We start from the raw sequence: 26,917 nt of genomic DNA, 5'->3' as shown, positions 1-26,917 counted from the left end.
CGACTGCGCCGGAAGTGGGGCGAATTATAGACATCCTGAATCTGCCGTCAACCGTTAATTTCGCTTTTCTATCGAATCACGCAAAAAGCCCCTTCTATATAGACGTAACCGCAACGAATGCGCAGTATATTGCCCAATATCAAAATAAAACCCTGCTGTTCTTACCTTGGACGATGCCACGCAATGAATGACCAGCCACGTTCCCTCGCCTCAATGCTGTTTCCGGTTGGCCTGCTATTAATAGCCATGGCATCGATCCAGTCAGGCGCCTCACTGGCCAAAAGCATGTTCCCCATCGTTGGCGCTCAGGGAACCACAACGCTGCGTCTAATCTTCGCCAGTGTGATCATGCTGTTGATACTTCGTCCCTGGCGCGCCACGCTGACCGCCAAATCCCTGCGCACGGTTATCGTTTACGGCATGGCACTGGGCGGCATGAACTTCCTCTTCTATATGTCATTGCGCACTGTGCCGCTGGGGATCGCCGTTGCCCTCGAATTTACCGGGCCATTGGCTGTAGCCATTTATGCCTCCCGCCGCGCCATCGACTTTCTCTGGATCGCCCTCGCCGCCGCGGGATTGATGTTGCTGATTCCAACAGGCGCCACCAGCGCCGGAATCGATCTGGTCGGCGCTGGGTATGCACTGGGAGCTGGTGTCTGCTGGGCGCTATATATACTGTTCGGGCAGAAGGCCGGGGCCGATAACGGTGTGGCGACCGCAGCACTAGGCGTAATGATCGCGGCATTGTTCGTGGCCCCTATTGGCATCGTGCATGCCGGCGCAGCGCTTTTGACCCCCTCCCTGATTCCGATTGCCATTGGCGTCGCCATTCTGTCTACCGCCCTGCCCTACACACTGGAAATGGTCGCCCTCACCCGCATGCCGGCACGTACATTCGGCACACTGATGAGTATCGAACCGGCTTTCGGGGCCTTGTCTGGCCTGTTGTTTCTGCATGAATTCCTCACGCTGTCACAATGGATGGCGATCCTGTGCATTATTCTGGCGTCCGTAGGCGCAACCATGACCATGGGTAGCGGCGCGAACCCCGCAATCGCGGCTGACTGAAAGAGGTTTTGACGAAGGTCTGGTAATTGGTGCGCATTTAGGCCATGTTTAGACCCGTAACCCAATGCCAGACATGGATTTTTTCGGACAGGGATTTCAAAACGCTTAGAGCGCAAGCGAACACAGGCAAACCCGAGCGTTAGACTCGTGGCCGCTATAAGGACGGTAATGAAACGAATTTTGATACTGATCGCCATACTGGCTATTGCGGGTTGTGCGGCGACTTCGGAAACCAAGGTAAAACGCGGAAAAAAAGGGCTGCACATCAACTGCTCAGGGCTATCGTCCTCCTGGGACAAGTGCTACGCCAGCGCCGCCAGTGCTTGTTTGCCGAAAGGCTACAAGGTCATCGCCAAATCCGGTGACACCGTGGAAGAGCCCGGCGATTACCCGTTCGGTCTCAATCCTGCGGGTTACACCAGTCGCAGCATGATTGTCATCTGCAAATAGATCAGCGTGGCCCGGCGATCTGCCGGCCAATCTCTTCATGGCTGGACTTCAGCACCGCTTGCTGGACGTCCGGCGTGACCAACATACGCGCCACCACCAATGCCCCGACGCATTGCGACAACACTGACCACGCCAGGGTCTCGCTCTCAAGTATCTGTGCCCAGCGCTCTTGCAGCCGACAAATCCATAACTCGGCCTGTTCGCGTACCTGAACATCCGATCGGGCAATTTCTGCACCCAGCGCCGGCAACGCGCAACCGGCCTCAGGTTGCTCAACGTGAGCCAAGCTCAGATAGTGCTTGAGACAGCGCTCCAGTCGCTCACGATCCGGCGCGCCCTCGCCCCCCAGTCGCTCAAGGCTTTGGCCCAACTCGCGCTCGACGATGGCAGTGAACAATGCATCTTTCGACGAGAAGTGGCTGTAGAACGCCGCTCCGCTCAATCCGATAGCCTTCATCAAGCCATCGACGCCCACCGTGGAAAACCCCGAACGCTTGGCCGACAGCGCGCTGCTCTGCAATAACTTTTCCCGGGTTTCCAGTTTGTGGCTGGCGGAATAACGCATGTGTTTGCCCTCGAATCGACTGCCTTGACGTGGTCTGGATCCTAGCATAACGTTCGTTCACTTAACGATCGTTTAATAAAGGGATCTACCCATGAATAACAAGAAGGTCGTGTTGGTGGCCGGTGCTGGCGATGCCACGGGCGGAGCGATTGCCAAGCGTTTCGCCAAAGAGGGATTCATCGCCTGCGTCACCCGGCGCAGCGCCGACAAACTGCAACCGCTGGTGGATTCAATCAAAGCTGAAGGCGGAGAGGCCCACGGCTTTGCCTGCGATGCGCGCAAGGAAGAAGAGGTCATCGCCCTGATTGAAGACATCGAGACTCGACTCGGTCCGATCGAAGCTTTTGTGTTCAACATCGGCGCAAATGTGCCGTGCAGCATCCTCGAAGAAACCGCGCGCAAATATTTCAAGATCTGGGAGATGGCCTGTTTCTCTGGTTTTCTCAATGCCCGCGAAGTGGCCAAACGCATGGTCACGCGCCAGCGCGGCACGATTCTATTCACCGGCGCCACTGCCGGACTTCGCGGCGCTTCCGGCTTCGCCGCTTTCGCTGGTGCCAAACACGGCATCCGCGCCCTGGCGCAAAGCATGGCGCGGGAACTTGGGCCGATGAACATTCATGTCGCCCACGTGGTAGTCGATGGTGCGATCGACACCGATTTCATTCGCAACAGTTTCCCCGAGAAGTACGCGACCAAAGATCAGGACGGCATCCTCAACCCCGAGCACATTGCCGAAAACTACTGGTATCTGCACAGTCAGCCACGGGATGCCTGGACCTTCGAACTGGACCTGCGCCCGTGGAACGAACGCTGGTAAGCCCCCGCCATAACAATAACGACAGAGACGCGAAAATGACTAAAAGCGTGGAGTTCTATTTCGACCTCGGCAGCCCTGCCACCTATCTGGCCTACACCCAATTGCCGAAGATTTGTGCCGAGACCAACAGTGAGCTGATTTACATCCCGATGCTGCTCGGTGGCGTATTCAAGGCAACCGGCAACGCATCTCCGGCGATGATTCCGGCGAAGGGTCGGTATATGTTCGAGGATCTGGATCGCTACGCGAAACGCTACGGGGTGCCGCTGAGATTCAATCCGCATTTCCCGATCAACACACTGATGCTGATGCGTGCGGTCACTGGGATCCAATTGCGTCAACCAGAACGCTTTCAGGCCTTTATCGATTGCCTGTTCACGGCGCTGTGGGTGGAAGGACGTAGTCTCGACGAGCCGGAGACAGTCGCTGCCGTGCTGAGCGACCACGGCTTCGATCCGCTTGAAGTGCTAGCACTGAGCAACGATGAGTCAGTCAAAGCCGTACTCAAAGACAATACCGAAACCGCGGTTAAACGCGGCGTGTTTGGCGCACCCAGCATGTTTATCGGCAAGCAACTGTTCTTCGGCCAGGATCGACTCGATTTCGTTGAAGAAGCCCTGCGCCAGCGCTAAGCGATCATTCAGGCGCTGAACACAGCGCCTGAATCCCAACCAATCAGATAGCCGCAGTACGGGTGTTCAGCCATTCCAGCGCCGCGCCCTCAAGCAACGGGCTCAACCGCTCACGCACTTGCGCATGGTAGGCGTTGAACCACTGCTTCTCTTCCTCGGTGAGCAGATCCGGTAGCAGGCAACGCGTGTCGATCGGGCACAGCGTCAGGGTTTCAAACCTGAGGAATTCACCGAATTCGCTGCTGCCCGCCTCGCGGTTCATCGCCAGGTTCTCGATGCGCACACCCCAACGGCCCGGACGGTAAGTGCCCGGCTCGATCGAAGTGATCATCCCCGGCTGCATGGCCGTCTGCGGCGCAGGCGCTGCCTGATAGGCAATCACTTGCGGGCCTTCATGGACGTTAAGGAAGTAGCCAACGCCGTGACCGGTGCCGTGACCGTAATCCACGCTGTCGGCCCAGATCGGCGCACGGGCAATGGCGTCCAGCAGCGGCGACAGAATGCCTTTCGGGAACTGTGCTCGCGACAGCGCGATCACGCCCTTGAGCACGCGCGTGCAATCGCGTTTCTGCTCTTCGCTCGGCGTACCGACCGGCACCATCCGCGTGATATCCGTCGTGCCACCCAGGTATTGACCGCCGGAGTCGATCAGCAGCAAACCGTCGCCTTCGATCACCGCGTGCTCTTCTTCGGTGGCGTGGTAATGCGGCATCGCACCGTTGGCGTTGAACGCGGCAATGGTGTTGAAACTCAGCGAGACATAATCCGGACGACGTTCGCGGGCTGCGGTGAGCTTTTCGTCGATGGTCAACTCGGTAATGCGCTCGCGCCCCCAAGCCGATTCCAGCCAGGCGAAGAATTCGCAAAGCGCCGCACCGTCCTGCTCCATCGCTTGGCGAATATGTTCGGCGTCCGCTTCGCTTTTCTGCGACTTGGCCAATGTGGTCGGGTTCAGGCCTTCGACCAGTTTCACAGTGCTGTCGAGGTTATCCAGCAAACCGCTGGTCACTCGCGCCGGATCCACCAACAGACTTGCGCCACTCGGCACGGCACGCAGGGCATCAGCGACTTCGCGGTAATCACGCAGCGTCACGCCATCCTTCTCCAGCACCGCACGCAGATCCGCGTCAACCTTGCTCAGCGCCACGAACAATGTGGCCTGCTGCTGATCGATCAAGGCAAACGAAACAAACACCGGGTTGAACGACACATCGCCGCCGCGCAGGTTGAACAGCCAGGCAATGTCGTCGAGGGTGGCGATGAAATGCCAGTCGGCACCGCGCTCTTGCAGGGTGTCGCGCAGTTTGGCCAGTTTCTCGCCACGGCTGACTGTCGCCTGCGGTGGCAGATGCTGATAGATCGGAGCATTCGGCAGGCTCGGGCGATCGCGCCAGACTTCCTGCAGCAGATCGATGTCGGTACGCAGGCGCGCGCCGCGTGCTTCGAGCTTGCTGCTCAGGGTACGCGCCGATGCCACGGCCATCACCGCACCGTCAACCGCGACCACACCACCTTCCGGTGTCTGCTCGGCCAGCCAGTCCAGCGGGCTCGGCTGACCCGGTTGCAGTTTGACCAGTTCGATGCCACTGCCCTTGAGTTCCTTGGTCGCTTGCTCCCAATAACGGCTGTCGGCCCAGACACCGGCGAAATCAGCGGTGACGATCAGCGTCCCGACCGAACCATGGAAGCCCGACAACCACTGCCGACCCTGCCAGTAACCCGGCAGGTATTCCGACAAATGCGGGTCGGCGGACGGCACCAACAGCGCATGAATGCCTTCGCGGCGCATCAGTTCACGGGTGTGCGCCAGGCGCTGGGGCACCGATCCTTCGGTCGAGGTCTGGGTACTCATCATGTCTCCTGCTAATCACTTCATCGTTATTGTTCGTAGCCGTGAGTCGGCTGGTTTAAAGCCCTGTCGCCCAGAATGCCGGAGCACTGGCGCAGGCGGTCTTGATCAGTTGAACGGCCTTGTCGACATCTTCGACGGTGGTGAAACGGCCGAGGCTCAGGCGAATGGTGCGACCGGCCAGATGCGCGTCATGCCCGAGCGCCAACAGCACGTGGGATGGCGTGTTACTGGCCGAGTTACAGGCCGAGGTCGCGGAAAACGCGATCGAATGGCTCAATGCCGCGCTGTTGAATTCGCCTTCGCCGAAGGTCAGGCTCAAGGTGTGCGCAATACGTTGAGTGGCGCAGCCGTTCAAGCGCACGCCCGGCAAGCTGAGCAGTTGTTCGAGCAAGCGTTCGCGCAGTGCGACGATGGTTTTTTTCTCGGCATCGAATGCCTCGGCGGCCAAAGCAAACGCTGCGCCCATCCCGGCAATCTGGTGCGTCGCCAATGTCCCGGAGCGCAAGCCACCTTCGTGTCCACCGCCGTGAATCTGCGCCTGCAACCGCTGCTGCGCCCGTGGGCCGACATACAACGCGCCGATGCCTTTGGGGCCGTAAAGTTTGTGCGCGGAAAACGACATCAGATCCACTGGCCATTGCGCCAGATCGATAGCAACCTTGCCGGCCCCCTGCGCCGCATCGACATGGAACAACGCCTCGCGACTGCGCACCACGGCACCAATCGCTTGAACATCGTTGACGGTGCCCAGCTCGTTGTTGACCAGCATCAGCGACACTAGAAAAGTGTCATCACGCATGGCTTCACTGACCGCTTGCGGCGTGATCAGGCCGTTGGAATCCGGCACCAGATAGGTCACGGCGATGCCGGCGTCCTGCAATTGGCGGGCGGTATCGAGGATGGCTTTGTGTTCGATCTGACTGGTAATGATGTGGCCGCCGGAAACCCCGCGGGCCTGCGCCACGCCTTTGAGGGCGAGGTTATTGGACTCGGTGGCGCCGGAGGTCCAGACAATCTGCTCAGCCTGGGCGCCGACCAGTTCGGCGACCTGTCGGCGGGCCTGCTCGACCGTCTGCCGGGCCTGCTGGCCGAACGCGTGGGAGCTGGAAGCCGGGTTGCCGAAATTACCGTGAAAGCCCAGACACTCGATCATCACCTGGATGACCCGCTCGTCAACCGGGGTGGTGGCGGCGTAATCGAAATACAACGGACGTGTGTTCATAAAAGACTCGCAGAGCGTGTTCCGGGATCAGGAGGCTCGTGTCTGCAAACGGTACGGCGCAGCCTTGTGAGCTGCGCGTCGGTTCGAGAGCGCCATCAATACCTGATCGGATGCCGTTAAAGAAGAACAACTTCATTTAAAAGTGCGTAGGAACGCTCCTGAAGTCGAGCTTAACAGGCATCCGGCCTGCGGTTGAAGCGATGCGTCAGGTAAAGCTTTCGAGAAGTAACGGGTACAGCGAAATCACCAGCAGCGCCGCCATGCCCCAGTTGAACACGCGTAACCAGCGCGGATCCTTCAGCACATTACGCAACAACGTACCGCAGGCTGCCCAGACGCCGACGCTCGGCAGGTTGATGATGGCGAATACCGCGGCAATCACCACGACATTGCTGAAATAGCCCTGCATCGGCGTGTAAGTGCTGATGGCGCCGATGGCCATGATCCACGCTTTGGGGTTGACCCACTGAAACGCGGCAGCGCCGAGGTAGCTGATCGGCTTCGCCTCGCCTTCGGCACTGTCACCGACAGGTCCCGAGTGCGCGATTTTCCACGCCAGATACAACAGATACGCCGCGCCGACATAGCGCAGAACCGTATAAAGAATCGGATAGGTCTGAAACACCGCACCAAGGCCAAAGCCCACGGCCACAACCAGAACAAAGAAGCCGCAGGTAATCCCGAGCATATGCGGGATGGTGCGGTTAAAGCCGAAATTCACCCCCGATGCCAGCAACATGGTGTTGTTCGGCCCCGGCGTAATCGAGGTGACAAGGGCAAAAAGGGCAAAGCCCAACAGCAGATCAAGCGAGAGGTTCATGGCAGGCAGTCCATCCGGGTCATTCAGGTGTTGACCCTATCCCACGCAGCCCGGCAAACCCACGGACAGTTGGGTAAAACTTCTACCAGTACAGTTTGTTTTCAGCTTGGGCGACCGTGCAGCTGTACGGCACGTTCAGCACTCATTTCCGCTTTCTTGTCGAACTGCGACTGACCGAGCAATTGCGCTTTTTTAGCGTGGTATTCGTCGAAGGACAAGCCGCTGCGGTTCAGTGCTTCCATCGCCAATTCGCGGGATTCTTCATCGGTATAAGGGCGCAGTTCCGGCGAAACGTGTCCGGCACAACCGGCGAGTACGGAGACAGCGAGCAACAGGGAGACAGTCAGTAAACGATTCATGGGAGCGTCCTGGCGAGCAATGGGGGAGTCGATGGACAAAGGCTACGCCCCGGCTCGCTCGCGCAGAAATCAACGCTCTCAATAGTGGCTATCAGGAATTCGACACAAGCTGCCGCATATCTCCCAACGATCTATAAATATCAATTAACGTTCTTTTACGGAATAAAAAACTGCGTTTATAACTCCATCCATGCGGTGAGCACTGTTGCTCCAGCCACTGTTACTCAGCCGATACTGATTCAACAAAGCGCCCTGTCACTCACAGCGGCGACCACCAAGCTAACGCTCAACCCCTGTAAACCGGGGCTTTCAGGAATGGGTACAGCACTTGCTCTGACCCGATGACTTACTCACTGCTCGCTGAGCAACTGTTGAAAAAAGAACTGATCATGTCGCGTCCCCTGAAAGTCGTCGCCCTCTCCGGCGGCACCTGGCGTCCGTCCCGTACCGAACTGCTGAAAATCGCCTGAGCGGATCGAGGAATACGCGGACTTGGGCATCTTGCGACCGCCACTGGCGCAACCTGCGCACGCAAACCCTGCACGACCCGCTGGACTACAAACTCCATGAGTTGGGCGACTGGGCGCTGAATCAGTCGCTGCCGGCGCCGACTTTCTATTCCTGACCTGCCTGCATTTGAACTAAAAAGAAGGACGAGCCCATGCAACTGCTGACCCTACCGCCCTCACCCACGCTCGCCACGTCGATCCGCGCCACCGCGCAAGTGTTCGAAGACCCGAAGTCCCAGGCCCTGCTCGCGCATTTGCAACAGGTCGCGCCGAGTGAAGCCAGTGTGCTGATCATCGGCGAGACCGGCACTGGCAAAGAGCTGGTGGCGCGGCATATTCATAACCTCAGCAACCGCCGGCATCGGCCGTTTATTGCGGTCAATTGCGGGGCGTTTTCCGAGTCGCTGGTGGAAGCGGAATTGTTCGGTCATGAAAAAGGTGCGTTCACCGGCGCGCTGAACGCCAAGGCCGGGTGGTTCGAGGAAGCGGATGGCGGCACGTTGTTTCTCGATGAGATCGGCGATCTGCCGATGGCGATTCAGGTGAAGTTGTTGCGGGTTTTGCAGGAGCGCGAAGTGGTGCGGCTCGGCTCGCGCAAAAGCATTGCCATCGATGTACGGGTGCTGGCAGCGACCAACGTGCAGTTGGAAAAAGCCATCAATGCCGGCCATTTTCGCGAGGATCTGTATTACCGCCTCAACGTGGTCAATCTGCAACTGAACCCGTTGCGCGAGCGGCCCGGCGATATCCTGCCGCTGACCCGCCATTTCATCGAGACCTACAGCCAGCGCCTCGGTTATGGCCGGGTCAGCATCAGCCCCGGCGCCGAGCAGAAACTGCGTGCCTACAGTTGGCCGGGCAACATTCGTGAACTGGAAAACGTCATCCATCACACCCTGCTGATCTGCCGCAACGGCGTGATCGAACGCGATGATTTGCGCCTGTCGAACCTGCGCATCGATCGCCCGGACGGTCATCACAGCAGCGCCGATGACTCACCGGAAGCGTTGCTTGCACAGGCCTTTGAAAAACTGTTCGCGCAACAGGCCGGCGCGTTGCACGAAAAAGTCGAAGACGCCCTGCTGCGCGCGGCGTATCGCTTTTGCCATTACAACCAGGTACACACTGCGGCGCTGCTCGGCCTGAGCCGCAACGTTACGCGCACGCGTTTGATCAAGATCGGCGAACTGGCGGTGAACAAGCGGCGACTTACCGAGAATCTGCAGGGCGATCGCTTGATCCAGTTGTCGATCTAGCCGACCAGGTGGCAGTGCAGCGCATCGTCGTGGCTGCGGGCGATGCTGCTCAGCACCTGAAACGAATTAAAGGTGATGGTTTTCGCCTGATGGGTGTGAATCAGTTGCCAGAAGTCCTGCTCGCCGCTTTCGAAGCTGCGAAACGCCGCCTCCCCCGCCTCGCGGGAACGCCATTGGAGAAAACCCAGCACGCGCCGGCCGTCATCACTGGCCTGCACACTGGCGCTGACAAAACCGTCGTAGCGCTGAGCCAGACGCTCGGTCTGCCTCGCTAGAGCAGTCACCAGCGCCGGTTGCTGGCGTGGTTCGACTTCAAATTCGATCAATTGGGTAAAACTGCGGTTATTCATGGAAAGCCCCCACTCATCGTAAGACGAGCCTTGCGACTCGAAGGCCTGCAGGGTAAAACCTCTAGTTAAGTCAAGGTCAAGAGCTGTCTGCAGATGATCAGCAAAGAAAATGTGCACAAGCAGTTAACGGTCGGCGAAGTCGCGGCGCGCAGCGGTGTCGCCGTCACTGCCCTGCACTTTTATGAAGCCAAAGGCTTGATCAAGAGCCAGCGCAATGCTGGCAACCAGCGGCGCTATCCGCGCGAAGTACTGCGCCGGGTGGCGTTGATCAAAGTCGCGCAGCGACTGGGGATTCCGTTGGCGGAAATTGGTGAGGCGCTGAAAACTCTCCCGGATGATCGGGCGCCCACTGCGGCCGACTGGAAAATCCTCTCGCAGCAATGGCGCCGTGAGCTGGATGAACGGATCGAGCAATTGACGCTGCTGCGTGACCGGCTCAATGGCTGCATTGGTTGCGGCTGTTTGTCGATGGAAGCCTGCCCGCTGCGCAATCAGGGGGATGTGCTGGGCGAACAGGGACCGGGGCCGCACTTTCCCAAAAATTGACTGCTCGTCGGGCAGAAATCTGCTCGGCAAGGACAGTTCTATAGTGAATCTTCCACAAATCCGGTGGAGTCCTGTCCCACAGAACAACAATTCAGGGAGAACGTCATGAGCGTCAAACCCATTCCCGAGGGGTATCACAGCATTACCCCGTATCTCGGCATTCACAAAGCCGCCGAGGCCATCGATTTCTATAAAAAAGCCTTCGGCGCCACCGAAGTCATGCGCCTGACCATGCCGGACGGCGGCATCGGCCACGCCGAACTGCGCATCGGCGACAGCGCGATCATGCTCGGCTCACCCTGTGATCAAGGGCCTCTAAGCAGTCCCGACAAAGCCGTGTCGGTTGGTTTGCTTGTATGTGACCGATGTCGACAAATCGTTTCAACGGGCGCTGGAGGCCGGGGCGACGACGGTGTCCGAGGTCAAGGATCAGTTTTACGGGGATCGCAGCGGGACATTGAAGGATCCGTATGGGCATCTGTGGTTTCTTGCCTCGCGCAAGGAGGATCTGACTGAAGAGCAGATCAAGCAGCGGGCGATGGAAATGTTTCAGCAGGGTTGAGCATTTCATGGCCTGGACTGGCCTGGACTGCTCGCGAATGCGATGGATCAGACAACGGGTGAAGTGACTGAACCGGCGCTTTCGCGAGCAGACTCGCTCCCACAAGGGTTTTATGCTGATCGGGGAATTGGGAAACATTTGCTTTCATATCACCTTTCGGGATTTACCTCGCTCATCCGTCCTATAGAGATGCAGGCCGTTCGCGTAGGCAAAAGCCACGTTCGGCCTTTCGGGGTCTGCCGTGCTGCGAAGCCCGTAGCCACGCGCCCTTTCATCGCTATCAAGACGCGCAATCATGTCGAAGAAATCCCGCTCCAAACTGTGGTTCCTCGTTCATAGCTGGCTAGCCTTACCGATCTGGTTCTTTGTCCTGATCGTCTGTGTCACCGGCACCCTGGCGGTGGTCAGCCAGGAAATCGTCTGGCTGGCCAACCCGCAAATGCGTGCCAGCCAGCCAGCGGACGATGCGCCGTTGCTCAGCTATGACCAGATCATGGCGGCGATCAAGCAAGCCGAACCGCAGACCCTCGTTGAAAGCATCAGTCGCCCCGACGAATCACACTTCGCCCTGGACGTTGCGGTCAGTTATCCGGACGGCCGTTCGCAGACGGTCTACGTCAACCCTTACACCGGGGTGATTCAGGGCCCTGCGCCGACTTTCGATTTCAAGGCTTTCACCCGCGCCCTGCACGGCTGGTGGCTGGTGCCGTTCACCAACGGTTTCAGTTGGGGCTGGTATCTGGTGTCGTTTCTCGGCGTGCCGATGCTGGTGTCGCTGATCACCGGCCTGGTGGTCTACAAGCGCTTCTGGAAAGGTTTTCTGCGTCCGACCCTGCGCGTGCGCCACGGCGCGCGGATTTTCTGGGGTGACTTCCACCGCTTGTGCGGTATCTGGTCAATCTGGTTCATTGCGGTGATTTCCATCACCGGGATCTGGTTTCTGATTCGGGCAATTCTGTTCGACAACCAGATCGCCATTTCCAGCGAGCCGATCATTCCGGCCATGTCCCGTGAAAGCGTGCCGATTTCTGCCGCCGGCACGCCACCGCCAAGGATCAGCCTGGACCGTGCCGTCGAGCTCGCGCAAGAGAAGATTCCGGGGCTGGAAGCCAGTTTCGTCAGCCTGCCGGGCAATGCCTACAGCCACATGAGCGTCGGTGGGCGCGGCTGGTATCCGCTGATGTTCCAGACCGCCACGCTCAACCCGTACAACGGCGACATCGCCGCGTCACGATTGCTGTCCGATCGCTCGTCGCTGGAGTTCGTCACCGAGTCCATGCGGCCGCTGCACACCGGCGATTTCGGCGGCATCTGGATCAAGCTGATCTGGTTCTTCTTCGGTTTGATACTGAGCATGATGATCCTCAGCGGCTTGTTGATCTGGACCAAACGCACTGCACTGGCCACCGCCAATGCATTGAAGCGCGAAGACAAGAAAACCCGCCTCAAGGCACAACCGGCCATGAGCCGTGAAACCTCGGAGGCCAGCCTGTGAGCAAATCCACTACCAAGGCTCAACCCTCTCGACTCGCGCGTCTCTGGCATAAATGGCGCTTCCACATCAACGTCCTGCTGCTGTTGATTCCGCTGGGTTTCATGCCCAAGTACTTCGCCGACGCCTCGCTGTTTCGCGGTGACAGCGGCCTGGGTCAGCACGAAATCGGCACTATCCAGGTCGGCCCATGGAGCCTGCGCCTGGCCGAATTGCGCAACGAGGCGCCGGTGCTCACCGGCCCGGCCGGCTACATGAAGGACTTCAGCGCCGCCCTGTGCGATGCCTGCGTCGAACAGGTCAAAGCTACCTATCTGCGCATCGGCAAGCCACGCAGCCTGCGCGCCGCCGGCAGCATTTTCTTCGGCACGCCTTACCGCATGGGCACGCAAATGCCGTTCCCGGAGAAGACCAGACCCGACGCCGAACTGTGGATCACCATGGAAGGCTGGGACGGCAGCATGCATCAGGCTTCGATCCCTCTGAGTCAGGCCTCCCCCGCCACCTTCGCCTGGCTGAATAAACAAGGAGTCAAACCATGACGTGCTCTCAACGCCCTTCCCGCTTGTGCCTGAAGGTTGCACTGCTGGTGCTGTGCGCCGGTTTCAGTGCCAGTGCGCTGGCTCACAACCCGATGTGTGAATGCAAAGCCATCGACGCCGAACAGATCAAATGCACCGGCGGGTTCTCCGACGGCAGCGGCGCGCCGGGGGTGACCCTTGATGTGATCGGTTACGACGAAACCATTCTGGTGCCGGGCAAGCTCGGCGCCGATTCCACACTGACGTTCAAGAAACCCGGCAGTGAGTTTTACGTGCTGTTCGACGCAGGTCCGGGTCACGTGGTGGAAATCGATCAAGCGGATATCGAAGCCCCATGAGTACGCCGACCCGACAAATCGTACGTCCGGCAGGTGCCGGTCATGAAACCCTCAATGTGCTGCTGTTGTGCCTGTTGATTCTGGCGGTCGCAGGTGCCGTGGTCGCGTGGCGCGGGGTTTCCCATGAGCCAGAGCCAGTGGCGACCAACCAGCTCGACGCACGCCGCGACCTCAGTGCTGCCGAGCAAGGCATCTATGCCGACCTGCGGGTGACCCTCGATGAAATCCGCTTGCTGCGCGAAGAACAGCAAGCCTTGCCGACACCGCAGAACCTGGCCGACGAAGGGTTTGCGCCGTTTGCCCAGGACGCAAGTTCGGTCAGCCGGGGTGGTCATGCCTGGCAATTGCTCGCGGACACCGCGTATGTCGGTCAGAGCCAGAATCCGACCGTCGCTGGTTCGTTTGTGATGCTGCTGAGTGCCGATGACAAGGCTGCGCCAGACATCTGGCTCAATCGTGATGCCGCCGCTCAAGCCCCAGCGCAACTCAGTGCGGCAGCACTGTCCGCTGCTGGCTGGAAACAGATCGTCGCGCAATACGATGCCGGGGTTACCCGCGAACATCGCCATTGATTCCTCGCCCTCCTCCGAGAGAAGACCGTTTGCCCATGTTTATTTCATCGCCTCGCCGTCCGTTGTTACGTTTGTTTCTCGTGGGCCTGTGTGCCTGCCTGCTGAGTCCACTGGCCAGCGCCGATCAGGGCAAACGCCTGCGCATCGGCATCACCCTGCACCCTTACTACAGCTATGTGGCGAACATCGTCGGCGACAAGGCCGAGGTGGTGCCGCTGATCCCGGCCGGCTTCAATCCGCATGCCTACGAGCCACGGGCCGAGGACATCAAACGCATCAGCGGGCTGGATGTGATCGTGCTCAACGGCGTCGGCCATGACGACTTTGCCGATCGCATGATCGCCGCCAGCGAAACGCCGAACATCAAGACCATCGAAGCCAACGAAAACGTGCCGTTGCTCGCCGCCACCGGGGTTGCCGCGCGCGGTGCCGGCAAAGTGGTGAACCCGCATACGTTCCTGTCGATCAGCGCTTCCATCGCTCAGGTCAACAACATTGCCCGCGAGCTGGGCAAACTCGATCCGGACAACGCCAAGACCTACACCCAGAACGCCCGCGCCTACGGCAAACGCCTGCGGCAGATGCGCGCCGATGCCCTGGCCAAGCTGACTCAAGCGCCGAACGCCGAACTGCGCGTGGCCACGGTGCATGCCGCTTACGACTATCTGCTGCGTGAGTTCGGCCTGGAAGTGACCGCCGTGGTCGAACCGGCCCATGGTATCGAACCGAGTCCAAGCCAGTTGAAGAAGACCATCGACCAGCTGCGTGAACTGGACGTGAAAGTGATCTTCTCGGAGATGGATTTCCCGTCCACTTATGTCGAGACCATTCAGCGTGAGTCCGGCGTCAAGCTGTATCCGCTGTCGCACATTTCCTACGGCGAATACACCGCCGACAAGTACGAAAAGGAAATGACCGGCAACCTCAACACCGTGGTGCGGGCGATTCAGGAGTCTGGCGCATGACTTCCAGAGAAAACCTTTCCTGCGAAAACACCGAATCCCCTGTGGGAGCGAGCCTCCTCGCGAAGACGCCGGGCCAGCCAACATCTTTACCGAATGACACACCGCATTCGCGAGCAGGCTCGCTCCCACAAGGATTGGGACCGACTCTGGATTTTGCGGAAGTCTCTCTGACGCTCGGTCGCACGACAATCCTCGACAACGTCACCTTCCAGGTGCAGCCCGGCAGCGTGCACGCCCTGGTCGGCCCCAACGGCGGCGGCAAGAGTTCGCTGGTCAAGACCCTGCTCGGGCAAATGCCGCATCAGGGCCAGCTCAGCCTGCAATGGCCCGGCGAACCCGGCACCATCGGTTATGTACCGCAGGCACTGGAATTTGATCGCGGTCTGCCGATGACCGTCGACGATTTCATGGCTGCCATGTGCCAGCGACGCCCGGCGTTTCTCGGCTTGAGCAAGCGTCATGCCGGCGCCATTGGTGAAGCGCTGGAACGCGTCGGCATGCAAGACAAACGCAAACGCCGCATGGGCGCGCTGTCCGGCGGTGAGCGGCAGCGGGTGCTGCTCGCCCAGGGTTTGATTCCGGCGCCGCAATTGCTGGTGCTGGATGAACCGATGTCGGCCCTCGATGAAGCCGGGATTCAAGTCTTTGAACGCCTGCTTGGCGACTGGCGTGCAGCGGGCATCACCGTGCTGTGGATCGAGCACGATCTGGAAGCAGTCGGGCGTCTGGCGAGCCGCGTCACCGGGCTTAACCGCCGCGTGCTGTTCGATGCCACGCCGCAAGAGGCGCTGACTCCGGAACGCCTGCTGACGCTGTTCTCGACCCATCCACGGAGCGCTGCCTGATGAGTTACGAAGCCTTTCGTTTGATGGTTCAAGGCTGGGCCTCGTCAGGGTATCTGCCGGAAGCGCTGGCCTACGGTTTCGTGGTCAATGCGTTGCTTGCCGGCTTGTTGATCGGTCCGGTGCTAGGCGGCCTCGGCACGCTGGTGGTGGTCAAGCGCTTCGCGTTCTTCTCCGAAGCGGTGGGCCACGCGGCGCTGACCGGCGTGGCCATCGGCATTCTGCTCGGCGAACCTTACACCGGGCCGTATGGCAGCCTGTTCGGCTACTGTCTGCTGTTCGGCATCCTGCTTAACTACCTGCGCAACCGCACCGGCCTGGCGCCGGATACCTTGATCGGCGTGTTCCTCTCGGTGTCGCTGGCGCTGGGTGCGAGTCTGCTGCTGATTCTCGCGGGCAAGATCAACGTGCACATTCTCGAGAACGTGCTGTTCGGCTCGGTACTGACCGTTAACGGCAACGATCTGGCGGTACTGGCCATCGTCGGTTCACTGGTCATGGCCCTGGCCTTGCCGCTGTACAACCGCATCATGCTCGCCAGTTTCAACCCGCAACTGGCGGCGGTGCGCGGGGTGGCGGTGAAGACCCTGGATTATCTGTTCGTGATTCTGGTGACGCTGATCACCGTCGCGGCGGTGAAAGTCATTGGTGCGATTCTGGTCGGCGCGCTGCTGGTGATTCCAGCGGCGGCGGCACGTTTGCTCAGCCAGTCGCTCAAGGGCTTTTTCTGGTGCTCGGTGCTGATTGCCACCGTCAGCACGCTGTGCGGGATCCTTGCGCCAATAGTGTTTGACCTGCCGATTCCATCCGGCGCCGCGATCATTCTGGTCGCCGGCATTGCCTTCGCCCTCGCCGCCATTGCGCGCGGGGTTGTCCCGAGTCTGAAAGGGAATCTTGGATAAATGACTTTTTCACTGCGCAAACTGACCTTGGCCATGACCCTGTGCGGCGTGGTCTGCATGCCGGTGATGGCCGCCGAAAACGCTAAACCGCTGCGAGTGCTGGCCTCGTTGCCAATCACTTATGGCCTGGGCGAAGTACTGCTCAAAGGCACTGACGTCCAGCTCGAGCGTGCGGCACCGGCGAACTTGCCGGGCAGCCGACAGAGCGCTTATTTCACCGGTCGCGGTGCCCCGGCGCTGAGCAAGTTGGCAACGGGCGCCGATGCGGTGATTGGCGTGCGCTCGCTGTGGGCCGATGATCCGCTGTACCCGATCGCCCGCCGCAGCAATATCCGCATCGTTGAAGTCGACGCGGCGCGCCCGGTCGACGGCGCCCTGCCGGGCATTGCCGTGCAACCGGATCTGCAGATTGATGGTCTGAACAGCCAGCCATGGCTGGCGAGCAACAACATGGGGCGCATGGCGGATGTGATGGCGGCGGATCTGGTGCGCCTGGCACCGGGCGCCAAACCTGTGATCGAGGCGAACCTGGCGACGCTGAAGCAGCGCTTGTTGAAACTCAGCGCCGACAGCGAGGCGCGGTTGGCCAGTGCCGACAATCTGAGCGTGATGAGTTTGAGCGATCACTTTGGTTATCTGATCGGCAGTCTGAATCTGGAGCTGGTTGGCCAGGATCCACGCCCTGATGCGGAGTGGACGCCGGAGGATCTGAAACAACTGACGGCAACGCTGAAAGACAATGATGTGGCGGTGGTGCTGCATCATCGTCAGCCATCGGAGCCGGTGAAAGCGGCAATTGCCGGGTCAGGCAGTCGTCTGGTGGTGTTGAGTACCGATGCGGCGGATCCGGTGACGGAGCTGGAAGGCAATGTGGATTTGCTGCTCAAGGGCTTGAAGGGCTGAAGATCAAAAGATCGCAGCCTTCGGCAGCTCCTACAGGATGTAAACGCTGCACTGTAGGAGCCGCCGAAGGCTGCGATCTTTTTTGCTGGCATGAAAAAACCCGCTGACTGTCACCAGTCCAGCGGGTTTGTTTTTGCCCGGCTGCTTATTGCGCGGCGGCCTGGGCTTCCATCTTCTGACGCAGGCTCAGCGGACGCATGTCGGTCCAGACTTCTTCGATGTAGGCCAGGCATTCCTTTTTCAGGCCGCTCTTGCCCACGGTGCGCCAGCCTTGCGGCACGGCTTTGTAGTCCGGCCAGATCGAGTATTGCTCTTCGTGGTTGACCACGACCTGAAAGAGGATGTCCTCGCGGTCGAATACTGACGTCATGCTGGTTCTCCATCGTTGTAAGGGTGGGCTGCACGCGGGGTGCAGCCGGGTATGTAGAAAGAACGTTTGGCTCGGCGAAAAATTTACAGCGCAGCGCTGGCAGCGGCCAAAGCACGGCCAAAGATTTCCGCCACACGATCGATTTCGGCGGCAGTGATGACCAGTGGCGGCAGGAAACGCACCACCGCGCCATGCCGACCACCCAACTCCAGAATCAGCCCGCGCTTGAGGCATTCGCGCTGGACCAGCGGCGCCAGTCGCGCAAACGCCGGCGGATGACCAAGCGCATCCGGCGTGCCGTTCGGCTCGACCAGTTCAACCCCGAGCATCAGGCCACGACCGCGAATATCGCCCAGTTGCGGGAAGTCCCGTTGCAGGATGCGCAGGTGTTCACTCAGGCGTTCACCCATGGCAGCGGCGTGTTCGCAGACCTTGTGTTCAACCAGATAACGCATTACCGCAGACCCCGCCGCCATGGCCATCTGATTGCCACGGAAGGTGCCGGCATGCGCGCCCGGCTGCCAGGTGTCGAGCCAGTCGCGATAAACCACCACGGCCAACGGCAGGCTGCCGCCGATGGCTTTGGACAACACCACCACATCCGGGGTGATGCCGGCGTGTTCGAAGGCAAACATTTTGCCGGTGCGGGCGAAACCGCTCTGGATCTCATCGACGATCAGCGCCACACCGGCCTTCTCGGTGATCCGGCGCAAGCCGCGTAGCCACTCGATGTCCGCCGGAATCACGCCGCCCTCGCCCTGCACCGCTTCGACGATCACCGCTGCGGGCAATTGCACGCCGGCCTCGGGGTCGTTGAGCAGGTTATCCAGGTAGCAAAGGTTGGCTTTCACCCCCGCCGCACCGCCGAGACCGAACGGGCAACGGTAGTCATACGGGAACGGCATGAACTGCACGCCATTGCTGAGCAACGCACCCAGCGGCTTTTTCGGTCCCAGGCTGCCCATCAGGCTGAGCGCGCCCTGGCTCATGCCGTGGTAACCGCCGGAAAACGACAACACGGTGCTGCGCCCGGTCGCCGTGCGCACCAGCTTCAACGCCGCTTCCACGGCATCGGTACCGGTCGGGCCGCAGAACTGGATTTTCGCCTCCACCGCCAGGGCGGGTGGCAGCAGGCCGAACAGATCCTGGACGAACTGATCCTTGACCGGCGTGGTCAGGTCGAGGGTGTGCAGCGGTAACTCATCGGCCAACACCTGCTGGATCGCTTCGATCACCACCGGGTGGTTATGCCCCAGCGCCAGCGTGCCGGCACCGGCCAGACAGTCAATGAAGGTGCGCCCTTCGACGTCTTCGACATACAGGCCTTTGGCGCGTTTCAGGGCCAGCGGAATGCGCCGTGGGTAGCTGCGGGCGTTGGATTCCTGTTGGGCCTGCCGGGCCAGCAATGGCGATTCATTGAACTGGTACAACGTTTCGGCCGGCGCCGAAGTGACCCGAGCCGACGACTCTTCGATAAGGCTGGTGGCGACTGACATCTCTCGACCCCTCAATACGCTATGGATAGTGACCAAAACAGCACACCGGACAGGTGCGCATTCCGATCACGGGGCGCACTTGCAGGTTTTCCTGTTCTGGAAACGCTTAAGGGTCCTGAGGATTTAGCCTGTGATCGAGTTGTCAGACCGGCGCAGCCAGCAACTTGTGCATGGGCAGTGTCTGCACACCTTGGTATTCAAAGGGCGGCGCAGACTCGCGATAGTCCAGACGGCGGTAAAAAGCGCGGCCGGTGCGCGTACTGTTGAGGTTCGCGTGAAGCACTCCGCGAACCCGCAACCAACCCTCCAGATCGTGCATCAGTGCCCGGCCGACGCCGCGACGAAATGACTCCGGCTGCACGTAACACAGGGAAATGTCGCCGCTGGCCTGCGCCATGCCGGCACCGACTGGTTTGCCCGCCAGTAAAGCCATGCATAAATAGAAGTGGGGATCGGCGAGCCGGGCGCTGATGAAGTCGGCGGATTGCTGAGCGATCCAGGTGCTGACCCGTGGCGGATCGTTGCGGTGGTCGAGTGCACAACCGATGCGGATCGAACGTTCGATGATGCGGCTGATGATGCCGGCGTCGGCCAGTATGGCCGGACGAATGCAGATGGGTGCTTCCATGGCGCAGTTCCCTCAATCCATTGAGTCAAAGCTGCGTTGACCTTACCCCTAGCCCTGCCGGATAGCGAACGTCGAGAAGTTACATTTGATGTGTCTGGCGCGATTTCCTGTAGGAGCTGCCGAAGGCTGCGATCTTTTTATCTTGATCTTAAAAAACAAAATCAAAAGATCGCAGCCTTCGGCAGCTCCTACACAGGCTGTGCTGGAATCAGACAGGTTGCAGCGGCATCGTCAGTTCGACACGCAGGCCATCCGGGCGGCTGTCGAAATGCAGGGCGCAGTCGCAGCGCTGAACGATCGCCTGGACAATCGCCAGACCGAGGCCGCACCCGGTGCTTTGGCCGTTGCGCCAGAAGCGTTGGGTCAGGTGCTGCAGATCCTCCGGTGCAATGCCCGGGCCATGATCACGCACGACAAAACGTACGCGGTTGCCAATGGTTTCCAGGCTCAGCTCAACCGCACAGTCCTCGGGGGTGTGGCGCAAGGCGTTGTCGAGCAAGTTGCGCAGCGCCGCAATCGACAGCACCGACGGCATGTGCAGCGGCGCTGCAGAAAGCCCGGCCGGCAGTTGCAGTTTGATCCGCAGGCGCTCGCCACCCGTGGCGTCCTGGATCGCCAGGCGTGCCACTTGCTCGGCGCTGCACTGCGAACCGTCGTCGAACGACAGACTGCCCTCGACCCGCGCCAGCAACAACAATTGCTCAAGGGTGCGATGCAAGCGATCGGCGCCCTCCTCGGCCCGCGCCAGCGACTGATCGCGGGCGCTGCCATCGGTCATGCGCGCAACTTGCAGGTGGGTCTTGATCGCCGTCAGCGGGCTGCGCAGCTCATGAGCCGCATCACCGGTCAGGCGCCGCTCACGTTCGATGGTCTTGCCGATGCGCTGGAACAACTGGTTCTGCGTTTCGAGCAGCGGCTTCAATTCGCTGGGGAACGTCTGGATCTGCAGCGGTTCGAGCGAGTCGGCATTGCGCCGCATCAGCGCCTCACGCAGACGGTTGAGCGGCGCCAGCCCCTGACCGATGCCCAGCCACAACAGGCACAGACAACCCAGCAACGCCACACCCACCGGCACCGACGCCGCCAGCAGGATCGACATGTTCAGGGCTTCGCGTTCGATCTGCCGGTCGGCCGTGGTAATGCGCACATCGCCCCGGGCCAGGGTGAAACTGCGCCATGGTGCACCGTCGATCATCTGGTCATGGAAGCCCATTTTTTCGGCTTCCAGTGCTTGTTCGGGGTTGTTATGACTGCGCGCGAGAATTTCTCCGCGCAACGAACTGACCTGACAGGCCATGCCGCCGGGGATATTCAGTTGTTCGGCACTGAAATGCGTGCCCTCGCCTTTGCTCGGCAGCGTCGGCAGCTGTTCCAGCAGCCCGGCGACCATGCGCGCCGACGCCACCAGACGCTGGTCGAGGGAAAACATCATCTGATTGCGCAGGTCACTGAGCATCCAGGCCGCCGCCAGCGCCCAGATCAGCGCAAACGCAGCGCCGAGGGTCAGGCTCAGGCGCAGTCGCAGGCTCATCACTTGTCTCGATCTCCGCCGTCGGCCGGGCCGAGGCGATAGCCCAGGCCGCGCACGGTTTCGACGATGCCTTTGCCCAGTTTGCTGCGCAGGTGATGGATGTGCACATTCAGCGCGTTGCTTTCCAGTTCATCGTTGAAGCCGTAGACGCTGTCCTTCAATTGCTCGGTGGACAGCACCCGGCCACGATTGTGCAGCAGCGCCTGCAACAGCGATTGCTCCCGGCGTGACAGGTCCACCGGTTGCCCGGCCAACATGGTTTCGCGGCTGCTCGGGTCGTATGTCAATGCGCCGTGCTCGATCAGGTTGACACTGCGCCCGGCAACCCGGCGCAACAGGGTTTGCAGACGGGCGAACAGCTCGCGCAGATCAAACGGCTTGAGCAGGTAATCGTCAGCCCCGGCCTGCAAGCCGTCAACGCGGTCGGTGACCGAGTCGCGCGCGGTCAGAATCAGCACCGGAATTTCCAGGCCGCTTTGACGCAGTTGTTGTAGCAACTTGAGGCCATCTTCGTCGGGCAGGCCGAGATCTAGCACCATCACGTCAAATTCGGCAACCTTGAGCATCGCCCGCGCTTTCGATGCGGTGTTGACGTGCTCAACGGTCAATCCCTGAGCCGTAAGACCGGCAACAATGCCGCTGGCGATCAGCTCATCGTCTTCGCAAACCAGTACGTGCATGGTGAGTCCCGTAGAAAAAAGCCGATTAGGCAGTTGGCCGATTAAGCTGACATTATGCCCCGAACGTCACAGCAACAAGGGCGTGGCGGTTAATCATCGGTTAATCGCCGCCGCCCATTGTGCACCTCACTTGCACAGGGACAAGGCTTCTCCATGCGTCATTTTTTTCTATTGTTTGCACTGCTGATTTCAAGTCTGGCCCAGGCTGGAAACAATCCATTTGAGACAAAACCGGACTTTCTGCCGGTCGACCAGGCATTCGTGCTCACCTCCGAACGCCTGGAATCCGGTGAGACCCAGCTGTTCTGGCAAATCACCGACGGCTATTACCTGTATCAGAAACGCCTGAAATTCGAAGGGCTGAGCGCAGAGCAACAGCCCGCGCTGCCTGAAGGCGAATCCCACAGCGACGAGTTTTTCGGCGAGCAACCGGTCTATCGCCAAGGGCTGGAAGTGAAAATCCCGGCGGCAGCCACAGGCCAGATCAAGGTCAGCTATCAGGGCTGTGCCGATGCCGGCCTGTGCTATCCACCGCAAACCCGGGTCATTGATCTGGGTGGCAAAGCGGCGGTGGCCGCCAGCGCTGAAGCGCCGGATCAGGCATTGGCCAGCAGCCTGCAACAACGCGCGTTGGGCTGGAGCCTACTGGTATTTTTTGGTCTCGGTCTGTTGCTGGCGTTCACACCTTGCACGTTGCCGATGCTGCCGATTCTGGCCGGCATGGTCGTTGGAAGTGGCGCCACTCCGCGTCGCGGTTTCGCGTTGGCCGGCAGTTATGTGATCTGCATGGCGTTGGTGTATGCGGCGATGGGGGTCATTGCTGCGCTGCTCGGCGCAAACCTGCAGGCATGGTTGCAGAATCCGTGGCTGCTCGGCACGTTCGCCGCGGTCTTCGTGGTGCTGGCCTTGCCAATGTTCGGCTTCTTCGAACTGCAACTGCCGGTGGCTCTACGTGATCGTCTTGAGCACGCCTCGCGCAGCCGCAGTGGCGGCAGCCTGATCGGCGCCGGGGCGCTCGGTGCCTTGTCCGGCCTGCTGGTCGGGCCGTGCATGACCGCGCCGCTGGCCGGTGCATTGCTGTATATCGCGCAGACCGGCAACGCGCTGCACGGTGGCTTGATTCTGTTTTCGCTGGGCATCGGCATCGGTGTGCCGCTGCTGTTGCTGGTGACCGTGGGCAATCGCTTCCTGCCCAAACCGGGCGCGTGGATGAATCTGCTCAAAGGCGTGTTCGGTTTCCTCTTCCTCGCCACCGCGCTGCTGATGCTGCGCCCGGTACTGGATACGTCGTTGTGGCTGGGCCTGTGCGGTGCACTGCTGTTGATCGCTGCGTTCTGTGCCTGGAAACAGTCCGAAGGTTTTGGCCGCGTTGCCCAGTTGTTCGGCGCCAGCTCGTTGTTGCTTGGGCTGTGGGGCAGTTTGCTGGTGATTGGTGCGGCGGGCGGCAGCGATGATCCGTATCAACCGTTGCAGGTCTACAGTGCCGGCCACGCCAGCACAGCGGCGCCATCGGCTCACGACGCATTCACCACGATCAAGGAACCGGCTGCACTGCAGCGCGAACTCGATGCCGCCAAGGCTCAAGGCCAGTGGGTGTTGCTCGATTACTACGCGGACTGGTGCGTGTCGTGCAAGGTCATGGAGAAGCAAGTGTTCGGCAAAGACAAGGTCATGCAAGCACTGAGTGACGTGCGCCTGCTGCGCCTCGATGTCACCGCTGACAATGCCGCCAGCCGCGAACTGCTGAGCCGCTACAAAGTACCGGGGCCGCCAACTTTCATCTGGATCGGTGCTGATGGCGAAGAGCGCCGCAGCCAGCGCATCACCGGCGAAGTCGATGCCGAGACGTTCCTGCAACGCTGGGCCACCACCCGGGACGCCAATTAATGCTGACGCTAACCCTCGGTACCTTTGCCATCGCGCTCAACCATCTGCTGCTGATCAGTGCCCTGGCGCTGGCGACCTTTGTCGGCTGGCGAGTGGCCAAGCGGGGTGGCGATAACCCCGAGTCGGCATTGTTCAGCCTGTTTCTGCTGGGCATGCTCGCGGCACGGGTTGCCTTTGTGCTGCTGTACTGGTCGCACTATCGTAATGACCTGTGGCAGATCATCGACTTGCGTGACGGTGGTTTCCTCGCCTGGCCGGGGGTGATCGTGCTGTTGCTCGCAGCGCTGTATCGCGGCTGGCGTCGTCCGGGCCTGCGTCGCCCGCTGGGCTTTGGCGTGGCCAGCGGCGTGGCGTTCTGGTTGTTGGCGACACTGTCATTGAACCTCTACGAACAAGGCACGCGACTGCCGGACATTACCCTGCGCAATGCGGCCGGGGAAACCATCCAGCTCCGTGACTATCAGGGCGGCCCGCTGGTGATCAACCTGTGGGCGACCTGGTGCCCACCGTGCCGCCGCGAGATGCCGGTGCTGGAAAACGCCCAGATGCAACGCCCGGACCTGACCTTCCTGTTCGTCAATCAGGCCGAAAGCATGCAGAGCGTGGCGACGTTTCTCGAAACCCAGGGCCTGAGCCTCAACAACGTGCTGTTTGACCGCAGCGGCCGCCTCGGTCAGGCCGTCGGCTCCATGGCCTTGCCGACTACGCTGTTCTATAGCCCTGACGGTCGCCTACTGACCAGCCACCTGGGCGAGCTGTCCAACGCCAGCCTGGCGCGTGCGCTGGAAAACTTCGCCACTCCGATCCCGAATTCGAACCCGGCCACTGCACCGGCCACCTCTGCAAGGAAATTGCCATGCCCCGCCTCCGCCACCTGCTGACGCTGACTCTGGGCACCGCCCTGCTGCACTTGCCGTCGGTGCAGGCTGCTGAAGAATTGCCTGCGGCGATCAAACAGATCGAAGCCAAAGGCGCAAAAATCGTCGGCCAGTTCGACGCCCCCGATGGCCTGCGCGGGTATGCGGCGCAGTATCAGAATCGCGGCATGGCGTTGTACCTGACCCCGGATGGCAAGCATGTTCTGTTGGGTAATCTGTACGACGCCGATGGCAAGGACCTGAGCAGCGAGCCACTGCAAAAACTGGTTTACGCGCCGATGGCCAAAGAAGTCTGGGCCAAATTCGAAGCGAGCAACTGGATTCAGGACGGCAACAAGGATGCACCGCGCACCGTGTACCTGTTCAGCGATCCGAACTGCCCGTACTGCAACATGTTCTGGGAACAGGCACGGCCATGGGTCAAGGCCGGCAAGGTGCAACTGCGGCACATCATGGTCGGCATCATCCGCGAGGACAGCCCGGGCAAATCGGCGGCATTGCTGGCCGCGAAAGATCCGGCCAAGGCCCTGGAAGATCACGAAAAGGCTGGCAAGGGCAGCTCGCTCAAAGCCTTGAAAGACATTCCGGTGGCCGTGCAGACCAAACTGGCGGCGAACATGCAGTTGATGGAAGACCTCGACTTGCAAGCCACGCCGGCGATTTTCTACATGGATGACAAGGGCGAGCTGCAACAGCAGCAAGGCGCGCCTTCGCCGGACAAGTTGGCGAAGATTCTCGGGCCTAAATAAGCAAAGTGAAAAGATCGCAGCCTGCGGCAGCTCCTGCATGGGAACGCGCTTTCTGTAGGAGCTGCCGCAGGCTGCGATCTTTTCAATGCCGCTCAGCCAAAAAGGCGAGCAACGCTTCAGTGACAAACTCGGGATTCTCCAGATTGGAGATATGCCCCGCCTCCGGCACCAGTATCCACGGGCAACCGATCAACTCAGCCATTTCCTGGGCTTCCGACGGTGGACGTGGTTTGTCCTGATCGCCACACAGCACCAGCGTGGTCGCTGCGTTGAACTCGCCCAGCCGTGGCAACAAATCGTCACGCCCAAAGGTTATACGCCCCATCGGTACGATGCTTTCGCGCAGTCGATCCGAGGAGTACGCCGCCAGTTTCGCGCGGAAATCCTGATACAGCGCCGACTGCGGATCGATCCCCGGACGGAAGAAAATCGGCACGACGATATCCAGTAGTTGCTCGGAGATTTCGCCGGTTTCCTCAATTTGCTTGAACAGCGAGAAGTAATACTGACGGGTGGGTTCAGGTTCGACGCCAACGTAGGTGTCCATCAATACCAGACCGTTGATCCGTTGCGGTGCCGACAACGCCAGACGCACGCCCCACATGCCGCCGACCGACAGGCCAATCAGGGTGACACGGTCGATATCCAGATGATCGAGCAGAGCCTGCGCCTGACTGGCAATGTCATCCAGTGATGTCGTGCCTTCAGGTAACCGCCCTGACTCGCCATGGCCCCACAGATCCAGCGCAATCACCCGATAGTGCGGCGACAGCGCGGCGATCTGCGGTGCCCACATGGCCTGATCCCATAGATAACTCCCGGCCAGCAGTACCGCCGGACCGGTGCCTTGATCAATGTAATGCAGCGCTTGTCCGTCCACCGTAAAAAAAGGCATCGACCACCCCCGCGACAAAAAAGAGAACCGGCAGACTGAGCTGCCGGTTGCTGATCGTCAACCCTGGAAATGTACGCGGGTGTGCCGGTTGAATGGTGTTGCACGCACTGACGCCATCGCTGGCAAGCCAGCTCCCACAGGGATCAACGTCGTTCACAAAGTTTGTGTAAAGCGCCGAAACTGTGGGAGCTGCGGTGCGACGATGCGACTTGCCAGCGATGAGGCCGGTACGG

At 60.2% G+C, this 26,917-nt stretch carries 30 protein-coding genes and 3 pseudogenes; 21 read left to right on the top strand and 12 right to left on the bottom strand.

The genetic code is table 11. The features are described from left to right. The 3 genes from M9827_RS16010 to M9827_RS16000 form a co-directional block, all read left to right on the top strand. Window positions 1–191, top strand: a 191-nt coding sequence (locus M9827_RS16010; RefSeq protein ID WP_250606149.1) for a hypothetical protein, incomplete at its 5' end; no start/stop codon positions are given. Beyond that, the gene (gene rhtA / locus M9827_RS16005; protein WP_250606148.1) at window positions 184–1,071 is read left to right on the top strand and encodes a threonine/homoserine exporter RhtA; all 888 of its coding nucleotides are present in this window, start codon (window positions 184–186) and stop codon (window positions 1,069–1,071) included. The genes M9827_RS16010 and rhtA, both read left to right, overlap by 8 nt. Window positions 1,072–1,239: 168 nt before the next feature. Continuing rightward, complete coding sequence (locus M9827_RS16000) at window positions 1,240–1,521, top strand: hypothetical protein (protein ID WP_123452866.1); 282 nt, start codon at window positions 1,240–1,242, stop codon at window positions 1,519–1,521. A 1-nt stretch (window position 1,522) separates the two neighbouring features. On the opposite strand, the gene M9827_RS15995 is transcribed toward M9827_RS16000, so the two are convergent. Continuing rightward, window positions 1,523–2,086 (bottom strand): TetR/AcrR family transcriptional regulator, encoded by a 564-nt coding sequence (locus M9827_RS15995; RefSeq protein ID WP_250606147.1) that lies wholly within the window; start codon window positions 2,084–2,086, stop codon window positions 1,523–1,525. Window positions 2,087–2,177: 91 nt separating this feature from the next. Here M9827_RS15995 and M9827_RS15990 point away from each other — a divergent pair, with 91 nt between their 5' ends. Beyond that, window positions 2,178–2,906, top strand: coding sequence for an SDR family oxidoreductase (locus M9827_RS15990; RefSeq protein WP_250606146.1), 729 nt, complete (start codon window positions 2,178–2,180; stop codon window positions 2,904–2,906). A gap of 35 nt (window positions 2,907–2,941) precedes the next feature. Continuing rightward, complete coding sequence (locus M9827_RS15985) at window positions 2,942–3,538, top strand: 2-hydroxychromene-2-carboxylate isomerase (protein ID WP_250606159.1); 597 nt, start codon at window positions 2,942–2,944, stop codon at window positions 3,536–3,538. 43 nt (window positions 3,539–3,581) lie between these two features. Here M9827_RS15985 and M9827_RS15980 read toward each other — a convergent pair whose 3' ends face one another. The 4 genes from M9827_RS15980 to M9827_RS15965 form a co-directional block, all read right to left on the bottom strand. Then, window positions 3,582–5,390 carry an aminopeptidase P family protein gene (locus tag M9827_RS15980; protein ID WP_250606145.1) on the bottom strand — a complete coding sequence of 603 codons (1,809 nt, stop codon included), beginning with the start codon at window positions 5,388–5,390 and terminating at the stop codon, window positions 3,582–3,584. Window positions 5,391–5,445: 55 nt separating this feature from the next. Beyond that, window positions 5,446–6,612 (bottom strand): aminotransferase class V-fold PLP-dependent enzyme, encoded by a 1,167-nt coding sequence (locus tag M9827_RS15975; RefSeq protein WP_250606144.1) that lies wholly within the window; start codon window positions 6,610–6,612, stop codon window positions 5,446–5,448. A gap of 205 nt (window positions 6,613–6,817) precedes the next feature. Further along, window positions 6,818–7,432, bottom strand: coding sequence for a LysE family translocator (locus M9827_RS15970; protein ID WP_250606143.1), 615 nt, complete (start codon window positions 7,430–7,432; stop codon window positions 6,818–6,820). A gap of 101 nt (window positions 7,433–7,533) precedes the next feature. Next, window positions 7,534–7,791 (bottom strand): hypothetical protein, encoded by a 258-nt coding sequence (locus tag M9827_RS15965; RefSeq protein WP_093434993.1) that lies wholly within the window; start codon window positions 7,789–7,791, stop codon window positions 7,534–7,536. A gap of 389 nt (window positions 7,792–8,180) precedes the next feature. On the opposite strand from M9827_RS15965, the pseudogene M9827_RS27975 reads away from it, so the two are divergent. The 3 genes and pseudogenes from M9827_RS27975 to M9827_RS15955 form a co-directional block, all read left to right on the top strand. Continuing rightward, window positions 8,181–8,249, top strand: a pseudogene (locus tag M9827_RS27975) (FMN reductase); the annotation flags it as partial. Between the two features lie 47 nt (window positions 8,250–8,296). Further along, window positions 8,297–8,416 (top strand): annotated as a pseudogene (locus tag M9827_RS15960) (acyl-CoA dehydrogenase family protein); the annotation flags it as partial. A gap of 36 nt (window positions 8,417–8,452) precedes the next feature. Further along, window positions 8,453–9,556 carry a sigma-54 interaction domain-containing protein gene (locus tag M9827_RS15955; RefSeq protein WP_250606142.1) on the top strand — a complete coding sequence of 368 codons (1,104 nt, stop codon included), beginning with the start codon at window positions 8,453–8,455 and terminating at the stop codon, window positions 9,554–9,556. Here the strand turns inward: M9827_RS15955 and M9827_RS15950 are convergent. Next, window positions 9,553–9,906 carry an antibiotic biosynthesis monooxygenase gene (locus M9827_RS15950; protein ID WP_250606141.1) on the bottom strand — a complete coding sequence of 118 codons (354 nt, stop codon included), beginning with the start codon at window positions 9,904–9,906 and terminating at the stop codon, window positions 9,553–9,555. The two genes, M9827_RS15955 and M9827_RS15950, sit on opposite strands and share 4 nt — an antisense overlap. 93 nt (window positions 9,907–9,999) lie before the next feature. Between M9827_RS15950 and soxR the strand changes: the two genes are divergently transcribed. From soxR to M9827_RS15900, 10 genes and pseudogenes are all read left to right on the top strand, one after another. After that, window positions 10,000–10,452 (top strand): redox-sensitive transcriptional activator SoxR, encoded by a 453-nt coding sequence (gene soxR, locus M9827_RS15945; protein ID WP_250606140.1) that lies wholly within the window; start codon window positions 10,000–10,002, stop codon window positions 10,450–10,452. A 105-nt stretch (window positions 10,453–10,557) separates the two neighbouring features. Then, window positions 10,558–11,014, top strand: a pseudogene (locus M9827_RS15940) (VOC family protein). A 295-nt stretch (window positions 11,015–11,309) separates the two neighbouring features. After that, window positions 11,310–12,509 carry a PepSY-associated TM helix domain-containing protein gene (locus M9827_RS15935; protein WP_250606139.1) on the top strand — a complete coding sequence of 400 codons (1,200 nt, stop codon included), beginning with the start codon at window positions 11,310–11,312 and terminating at the stop codon, window positions 12,507–12,509. Beyond that, complete coding sequence (locus M9827_RS15930; protein ID WP_250606138.1) at window positions 12,506–13,048, top strand: PA2404 family protein; 543 nt, start codon at window positions 12,506–12,508, stop codon at window positions 13,046–13,048. The genes M9827_RS15935 and M9827_RS15930 overlap by 4 nt, the downstream gene beginning before the upstream one ends. After that, the gene (locus M9827_RS15925; protein WP_250606137.1) at window positions 13,045–13,386 is read left to right on the top strand and encodes a hypothetical protein; all 342 of its coding nucleotides are present in this window, start codon (window positions 13,045–13,047) and stop codon (window positions 13,384–13,386) included. Before M9827_RS15930 ends, M9827_RS15925 begins: the two co-directional genes overlap by 4 nt. Beyond that, window positions 13,383–13,958, top strand: a complete 576-nt coding sequence (locus tag M9827_RS15920) for a DUF6162 family protein (RefSeq protein ID WP_250606136.1) — start codon at window positions 13,383–13,385, stop codon at window positions 13,956–13,958. The genes M9827_RS15925 and M9827_RS15920 overlap by 4 nt, the downstream gene beginning before the upstream one ends. Before the next feature lie 35 nt (window positions 13,959–13,993). Beyond that, window positions 13,994–14,923, top strand: coding sequence for a metal ABC transporter substrate-binding protein (locus M9827_RS15915; protein WP_250606135.1), 930 nt, complete (start codon window positions 13,994–13,996; stop codon window positions 14,921–14,923). After that, window positions 14,920–15,768, top strand: a complete 849-nt coding sequence (locus M9827_RS15910; RefSeq protein WP_250606134.1) for a metal ABC transporter ATP-binding protein — start codon at window positions 14,920–14,922, stop codon at window positions 15,766–15,768. The genes M9827_RS15915 and M9827_RS15910 overlap by 4 nt, the downstream gene beginning before the upstream one ends. Next, on the top strand, window positions 15,768–16,667 hold the full coding sequence (locus tag M9827_RS15905; protein WP_007917717.1) for a metal ABC transporter permease: 900 nt from the start codon (window positions 15,768–15,770) through the stop codon (window positions 16,665–16,667). The genes M9827_RS15910 and M9827_RS15905 overlap by 1 nt, the downstream gene beginning before the upstream one ends. Beyond that, window positions 16,668–17,570, top strand: coding sequence for a metal ABC transporter substrate-binding protein (locus tag M9827_RS15900; protein ID WP_250606133.1), 903 nt, complete (start codon window positions 16,668–16,670; stop codon window positions 17,568–17,570). A 145-nt stretch (window positions 17,571–17,715) separates the two neighbouring features. Here M9827_RS15900 and M9827_RS15895 read toward each other — a convergent pair whose 3' ends face one another. From M9827_RS15895 to M9827_RS15875, 5 genes are all read right to left on the bottom strand, one after another. After that, a complete protein-coding gene (locus tag M9827_RS15895) occupies window positions 17,716–17,940 on the bottom strand; it encodes an MbtH family protein (RefSeq protein WP_038364139.1) in 225 nt (74 codons plus the stop codon). Between the two features lie 83 nt (window positions 17,941–18,023). Continuing rightward, window positions 18,024–19,436 (bottom strand): aspartate aminotransferase family protein, encoded by a 1,413-nt coding sequence (locus tag M9827_RS15890; protein ID WP_250606132.1) that lies wholly within the window; start codon window positions 19,434–19,436, stop codon window positions 18,024–18,026. 142 nt (window positions 19,437–19,578) lie between these two features. Continuing rightward, complete coding sequence (locus tag M9827_RS15885; protein ID WP_250606131.1) at window positions 19,579–20,064, bottom strand: GNAT family N-acetyltransferase; 486 nt, start codon at window positions 20,062–20,064, stop codon at window positions 19,579–19,581. Window positions 20,065–20,272: 208 nt separating this feature from the next. Then, a complete protein-coding gene (locus tag M9827_RS15880) occupies window positions 20,273–21,595 on the bottom strand; it encodes an ATP-binding protein (RefSeq protein WP_250606130.1) in 1,323 nt (440 codons plus the stop codon). Next, on the bottom strand, window positions 21,595–22,275 hold the full coding sequence (locus tag M9827_RS15875; protein ID WP_250606129.1) for a response regulator: 681 nt from the start codon (window positions 22,273–22,275) through the stop codon (window positions 21,595–21,597). The genes M9827_RS15880 and M9827_RS15875 overlap by 1 nt, the downstream gene beginning before the upstream one ends. Before the next feature lie 153 nt (window positions 22,276–22,428). Between M9827_RS15875 and dsbD the strand changes: the two genes are divergently transcribed. From dsbD to dsbG, 3 genes are read left to right on the top strand one after another with little or no spacing between them, the layout of a single operon-like run. Beyond that, entirely contained in the window at window positions 22,429–24,162 is a 1,734-nt protein-coding gene (gene dsbD, locus M9827_RS15870; protein WP_250606128.1) for a protein-disulfide reductase DsbD, read from the top strand. Then, on the top strand, window positions 24,162–25,043 hold the full coding sequence (locus tag M9827_RS15865; protein ID WP_250606127.1) for a TlpA disulfide reductase family protein: 882 nt from the start codon (window positions 24,162–24,164) through the stop codon (window positions 25,041–25,043). The genes dsbD and M9827_RS15865 overlap by 1 nt, the downstream gene beginning before the upstream one ends. Further along, on the top strand, window positions 25,019–25,789 hold the full coding sequence (dsbG, locus tag M9827_RS15860; RefSeq protein ID WP_141127405.1) for a thiol:disulfide interchange protein DsbG: 771 nt from the start codon (window positions 25,019–25,021) through the stop codon (window positions 25,787–25,789). The genes M9827_RS15865 and dsbG overlap by 25 nt, the downstream gene beginning before the upstream one ends. Window positions 25,790–25,871: 82 nt before the next feature. Here the strand turns inward: dsbG and M9827_RS15855 are convergent, their stop codons facing one another. Next, complete coding sequence (locus tag M9827_RS15855) at window positions 25,872–26,684, bottom strand: alpha/beta fold hydrolase (RefSeq protein WP_250606126.1); 813 nt, start codon at window positions 26,682–26,684, stop codon at window positions 25,872–25,874. Window positions 26,685–26,917: the final 233 nt, after the last annotated feature.

It is taken from the genome of Pseudomonas sp. AKS31 (assembly GCF_023634765.1).
Classification (GTDB): domain Bacteria; phylum Pseudomonadota; class Gammaproteobacteria; order Pseudomonadales; family Pseudomonadaceae; genus Aquipseudomonas.
This window is presented reverse-complemented; position numbering and strand designations above follow the sequence as displayed.

Coding starts and splice junctions, on each gene's coding strand:
- dsbD (WP_250606128.1), top strand. CDS start 22,429: ATGCGTCATTTTTTTCTATTGTTTGCACTGCTGATTTCAAGTCTGGCC.
- rhtA (WP_250606148.1), top strand. CDS start 184: ATGAATGACCAGCCACGTTCCCTCGCCTCAATGCTGTTTCCGGTTGGC.
- M9827_RS15965 (WP_093434993.1), bottom strand. CDS start 7,791: ATGAATCGTTTACTGACTGTCTCCCTGTTGCTCGCTGTCTCCGTACTC.
- soxR (WP_250606140.1), top strand. CDS start 10,000: ATGATCAGCAAAGAAAATGTGCACAAGCAGTTAACGGTCGGCGAAGTC.
- M9827_RS15890 (WP_250606132.1), bottom strand. CDS start 19,436: ATGTCAGTCGCCACCAGCCTTATCGAAGAGTCGTCGGCTCGGGTCACT.
- M9827_RS15895 (WP_038364139.1), bottom strand. CDS start 17,940: ATGACGTCAGTATTCGACCGCGAGGACATCCTCTTTCAGGTCGTGGTC.
- M9827_RS15985 (WP_250606159.1), top strand. CDS start 2,942: ATGACTAAAAGCGTGGAGTTCTATTTCGACCTCGGCAGCCCTGCCACC.
- M9827_RS15925 (WP_250606137.1), top strand. CDS start 13,045: ATGACGTGCTCTCAACGCCCTTCCCGCTTGTGCCTGAAGGTTGCACTG.
- M9827_RS15920 (WP_250606136.1), top strand. CDS start 13,383: ATGAGTACGCCGACCCGACAAATCGTACGTCCGGCAGGTGCCGGTCAT.
- M9827_RS16000 (WP_123452866.1), top strand. CDS start 1,240: ATGAAACGAATTTTGATACTGATCGCCATACTGGCTATTGCGGGTTGT.
- M9827_RS15865 (WP_250606127.1), top strand. CDS start 24,162: ATGCTGACGCTAACCCTCGGTACCTTTGCCATCGCGCTCAACCATCTG.
- M9827_RS15970 (WP_250606143.1), bottom strand. CDS start 7,432: ATGAACCTCTCGCTTGATCTGCTGTTGGGCTTTGCCCTTTTTGCCCTT.
- M9827_RS15855 (WP_250606126.1), bottom strand. CDS start 26,684: ATGCCTTTTTTTACGGTGGACGGACAAGCGCTGCATTACATTGATCAA.
- M9827_RS15905 (WP_007917717.1), top strand. CDS start 15,768: ATGAGTTACGAAGCCTTTCGTTTGATGGTTCAAGGCTGGGCCTCGTCA.
- M9827_RS15975 (WP_250606144.1), bottom strand. CDS start 6,612: ATGAACACACGTCCGTTGTATTTCGATTACGCCGCCACCACCCCGGTT.
- M9827_RS15915 (WP_250606135.1), top strand. CDS start 13,994: ATGTTTATTTCATCGCCTCGCCGTCCGTTGTTACGTTTGTTTCTCGTG.
- dsbG (WP_141127405.1), top strand. CDS start 25,019: ATGCCCCGCCTCCGCCACCTGCTGACGCTGACTCTGGGCACCGCCCTG.
- M9827_RS15980 (WP_250606145.1), bottom strand. CDS start 5,390: ATGAGTACCCAGACCTCGACCGAAGGATCGGTGCCCCAGCGCCTGGCG.
- M9827_RS15990 (WP_250606146.1), top strand. CDS start 2,178: ATGAATAACAAGAAGGTCGTGTTGGTGGCCGGTGCTGGCGATGCCACG.
- M9827_RS15875 (WP_250606129.1), bottom strand. CDS start 22,275: ATGCACGTACTGGTTTGCGAAGACGATGAGCTGATCGCCAGCGGCATT.
- M9827_RS15935 (WP_250606139.1), top strand. CDS start 11,310: ATGTCGAAGAAATCCCGCTCCAAACTGTGGTTCCTCGTTCATAGCTGG.
- M9827_RS15910 (WP_250606134.1), top strand. CDS start 14,920: ATGACTTCCAGAGAAAACCTTTCCTGCGAAAACACCGAATCCCCTGTG.
- M9827_RS15885 (WP_250606131.1), bottom strand. CDS start 20,064: ATGGAAGCACCCATCTGCATTCGTCCGGCCATACTGGCCGACGCCGGC.
- M9827_RS15995 (WP_250606147.1), bottom strand. CDS start 2,086: ATGCGTTATTCCGCCAGCCACAAACTGGAAACCCGGGAAAAGTTATTG.
- M9827_RS15955 (WP_250606142.1), top strand. CDS start 8,453: ATGCAACTGCTGACCCTACCGCCCTCACCCACGCTCGCCACGTCGATC.
- M9827_RS15950 (WP_250606141.1), bottom strand. CDS start 9,906: ATGAATAACCGCAGTTTTACCCAATTGATCGAATTTGAAGTCGAACCA.
- M9827_RS15900 (WP_250606133.1), top strand. CDS start 16,668: ATGACTTTTTCACTGCGCAAACTGACCTTGGCCATGACCCTGTGCGGC.
- M9827_RS15880 (WP_250606130.1), bottom strand. CDS start 21,595: ATGAGCCTGCGACTGCGCCTGAGCCTGACCCTCGGCGCTGCGTTTGCG.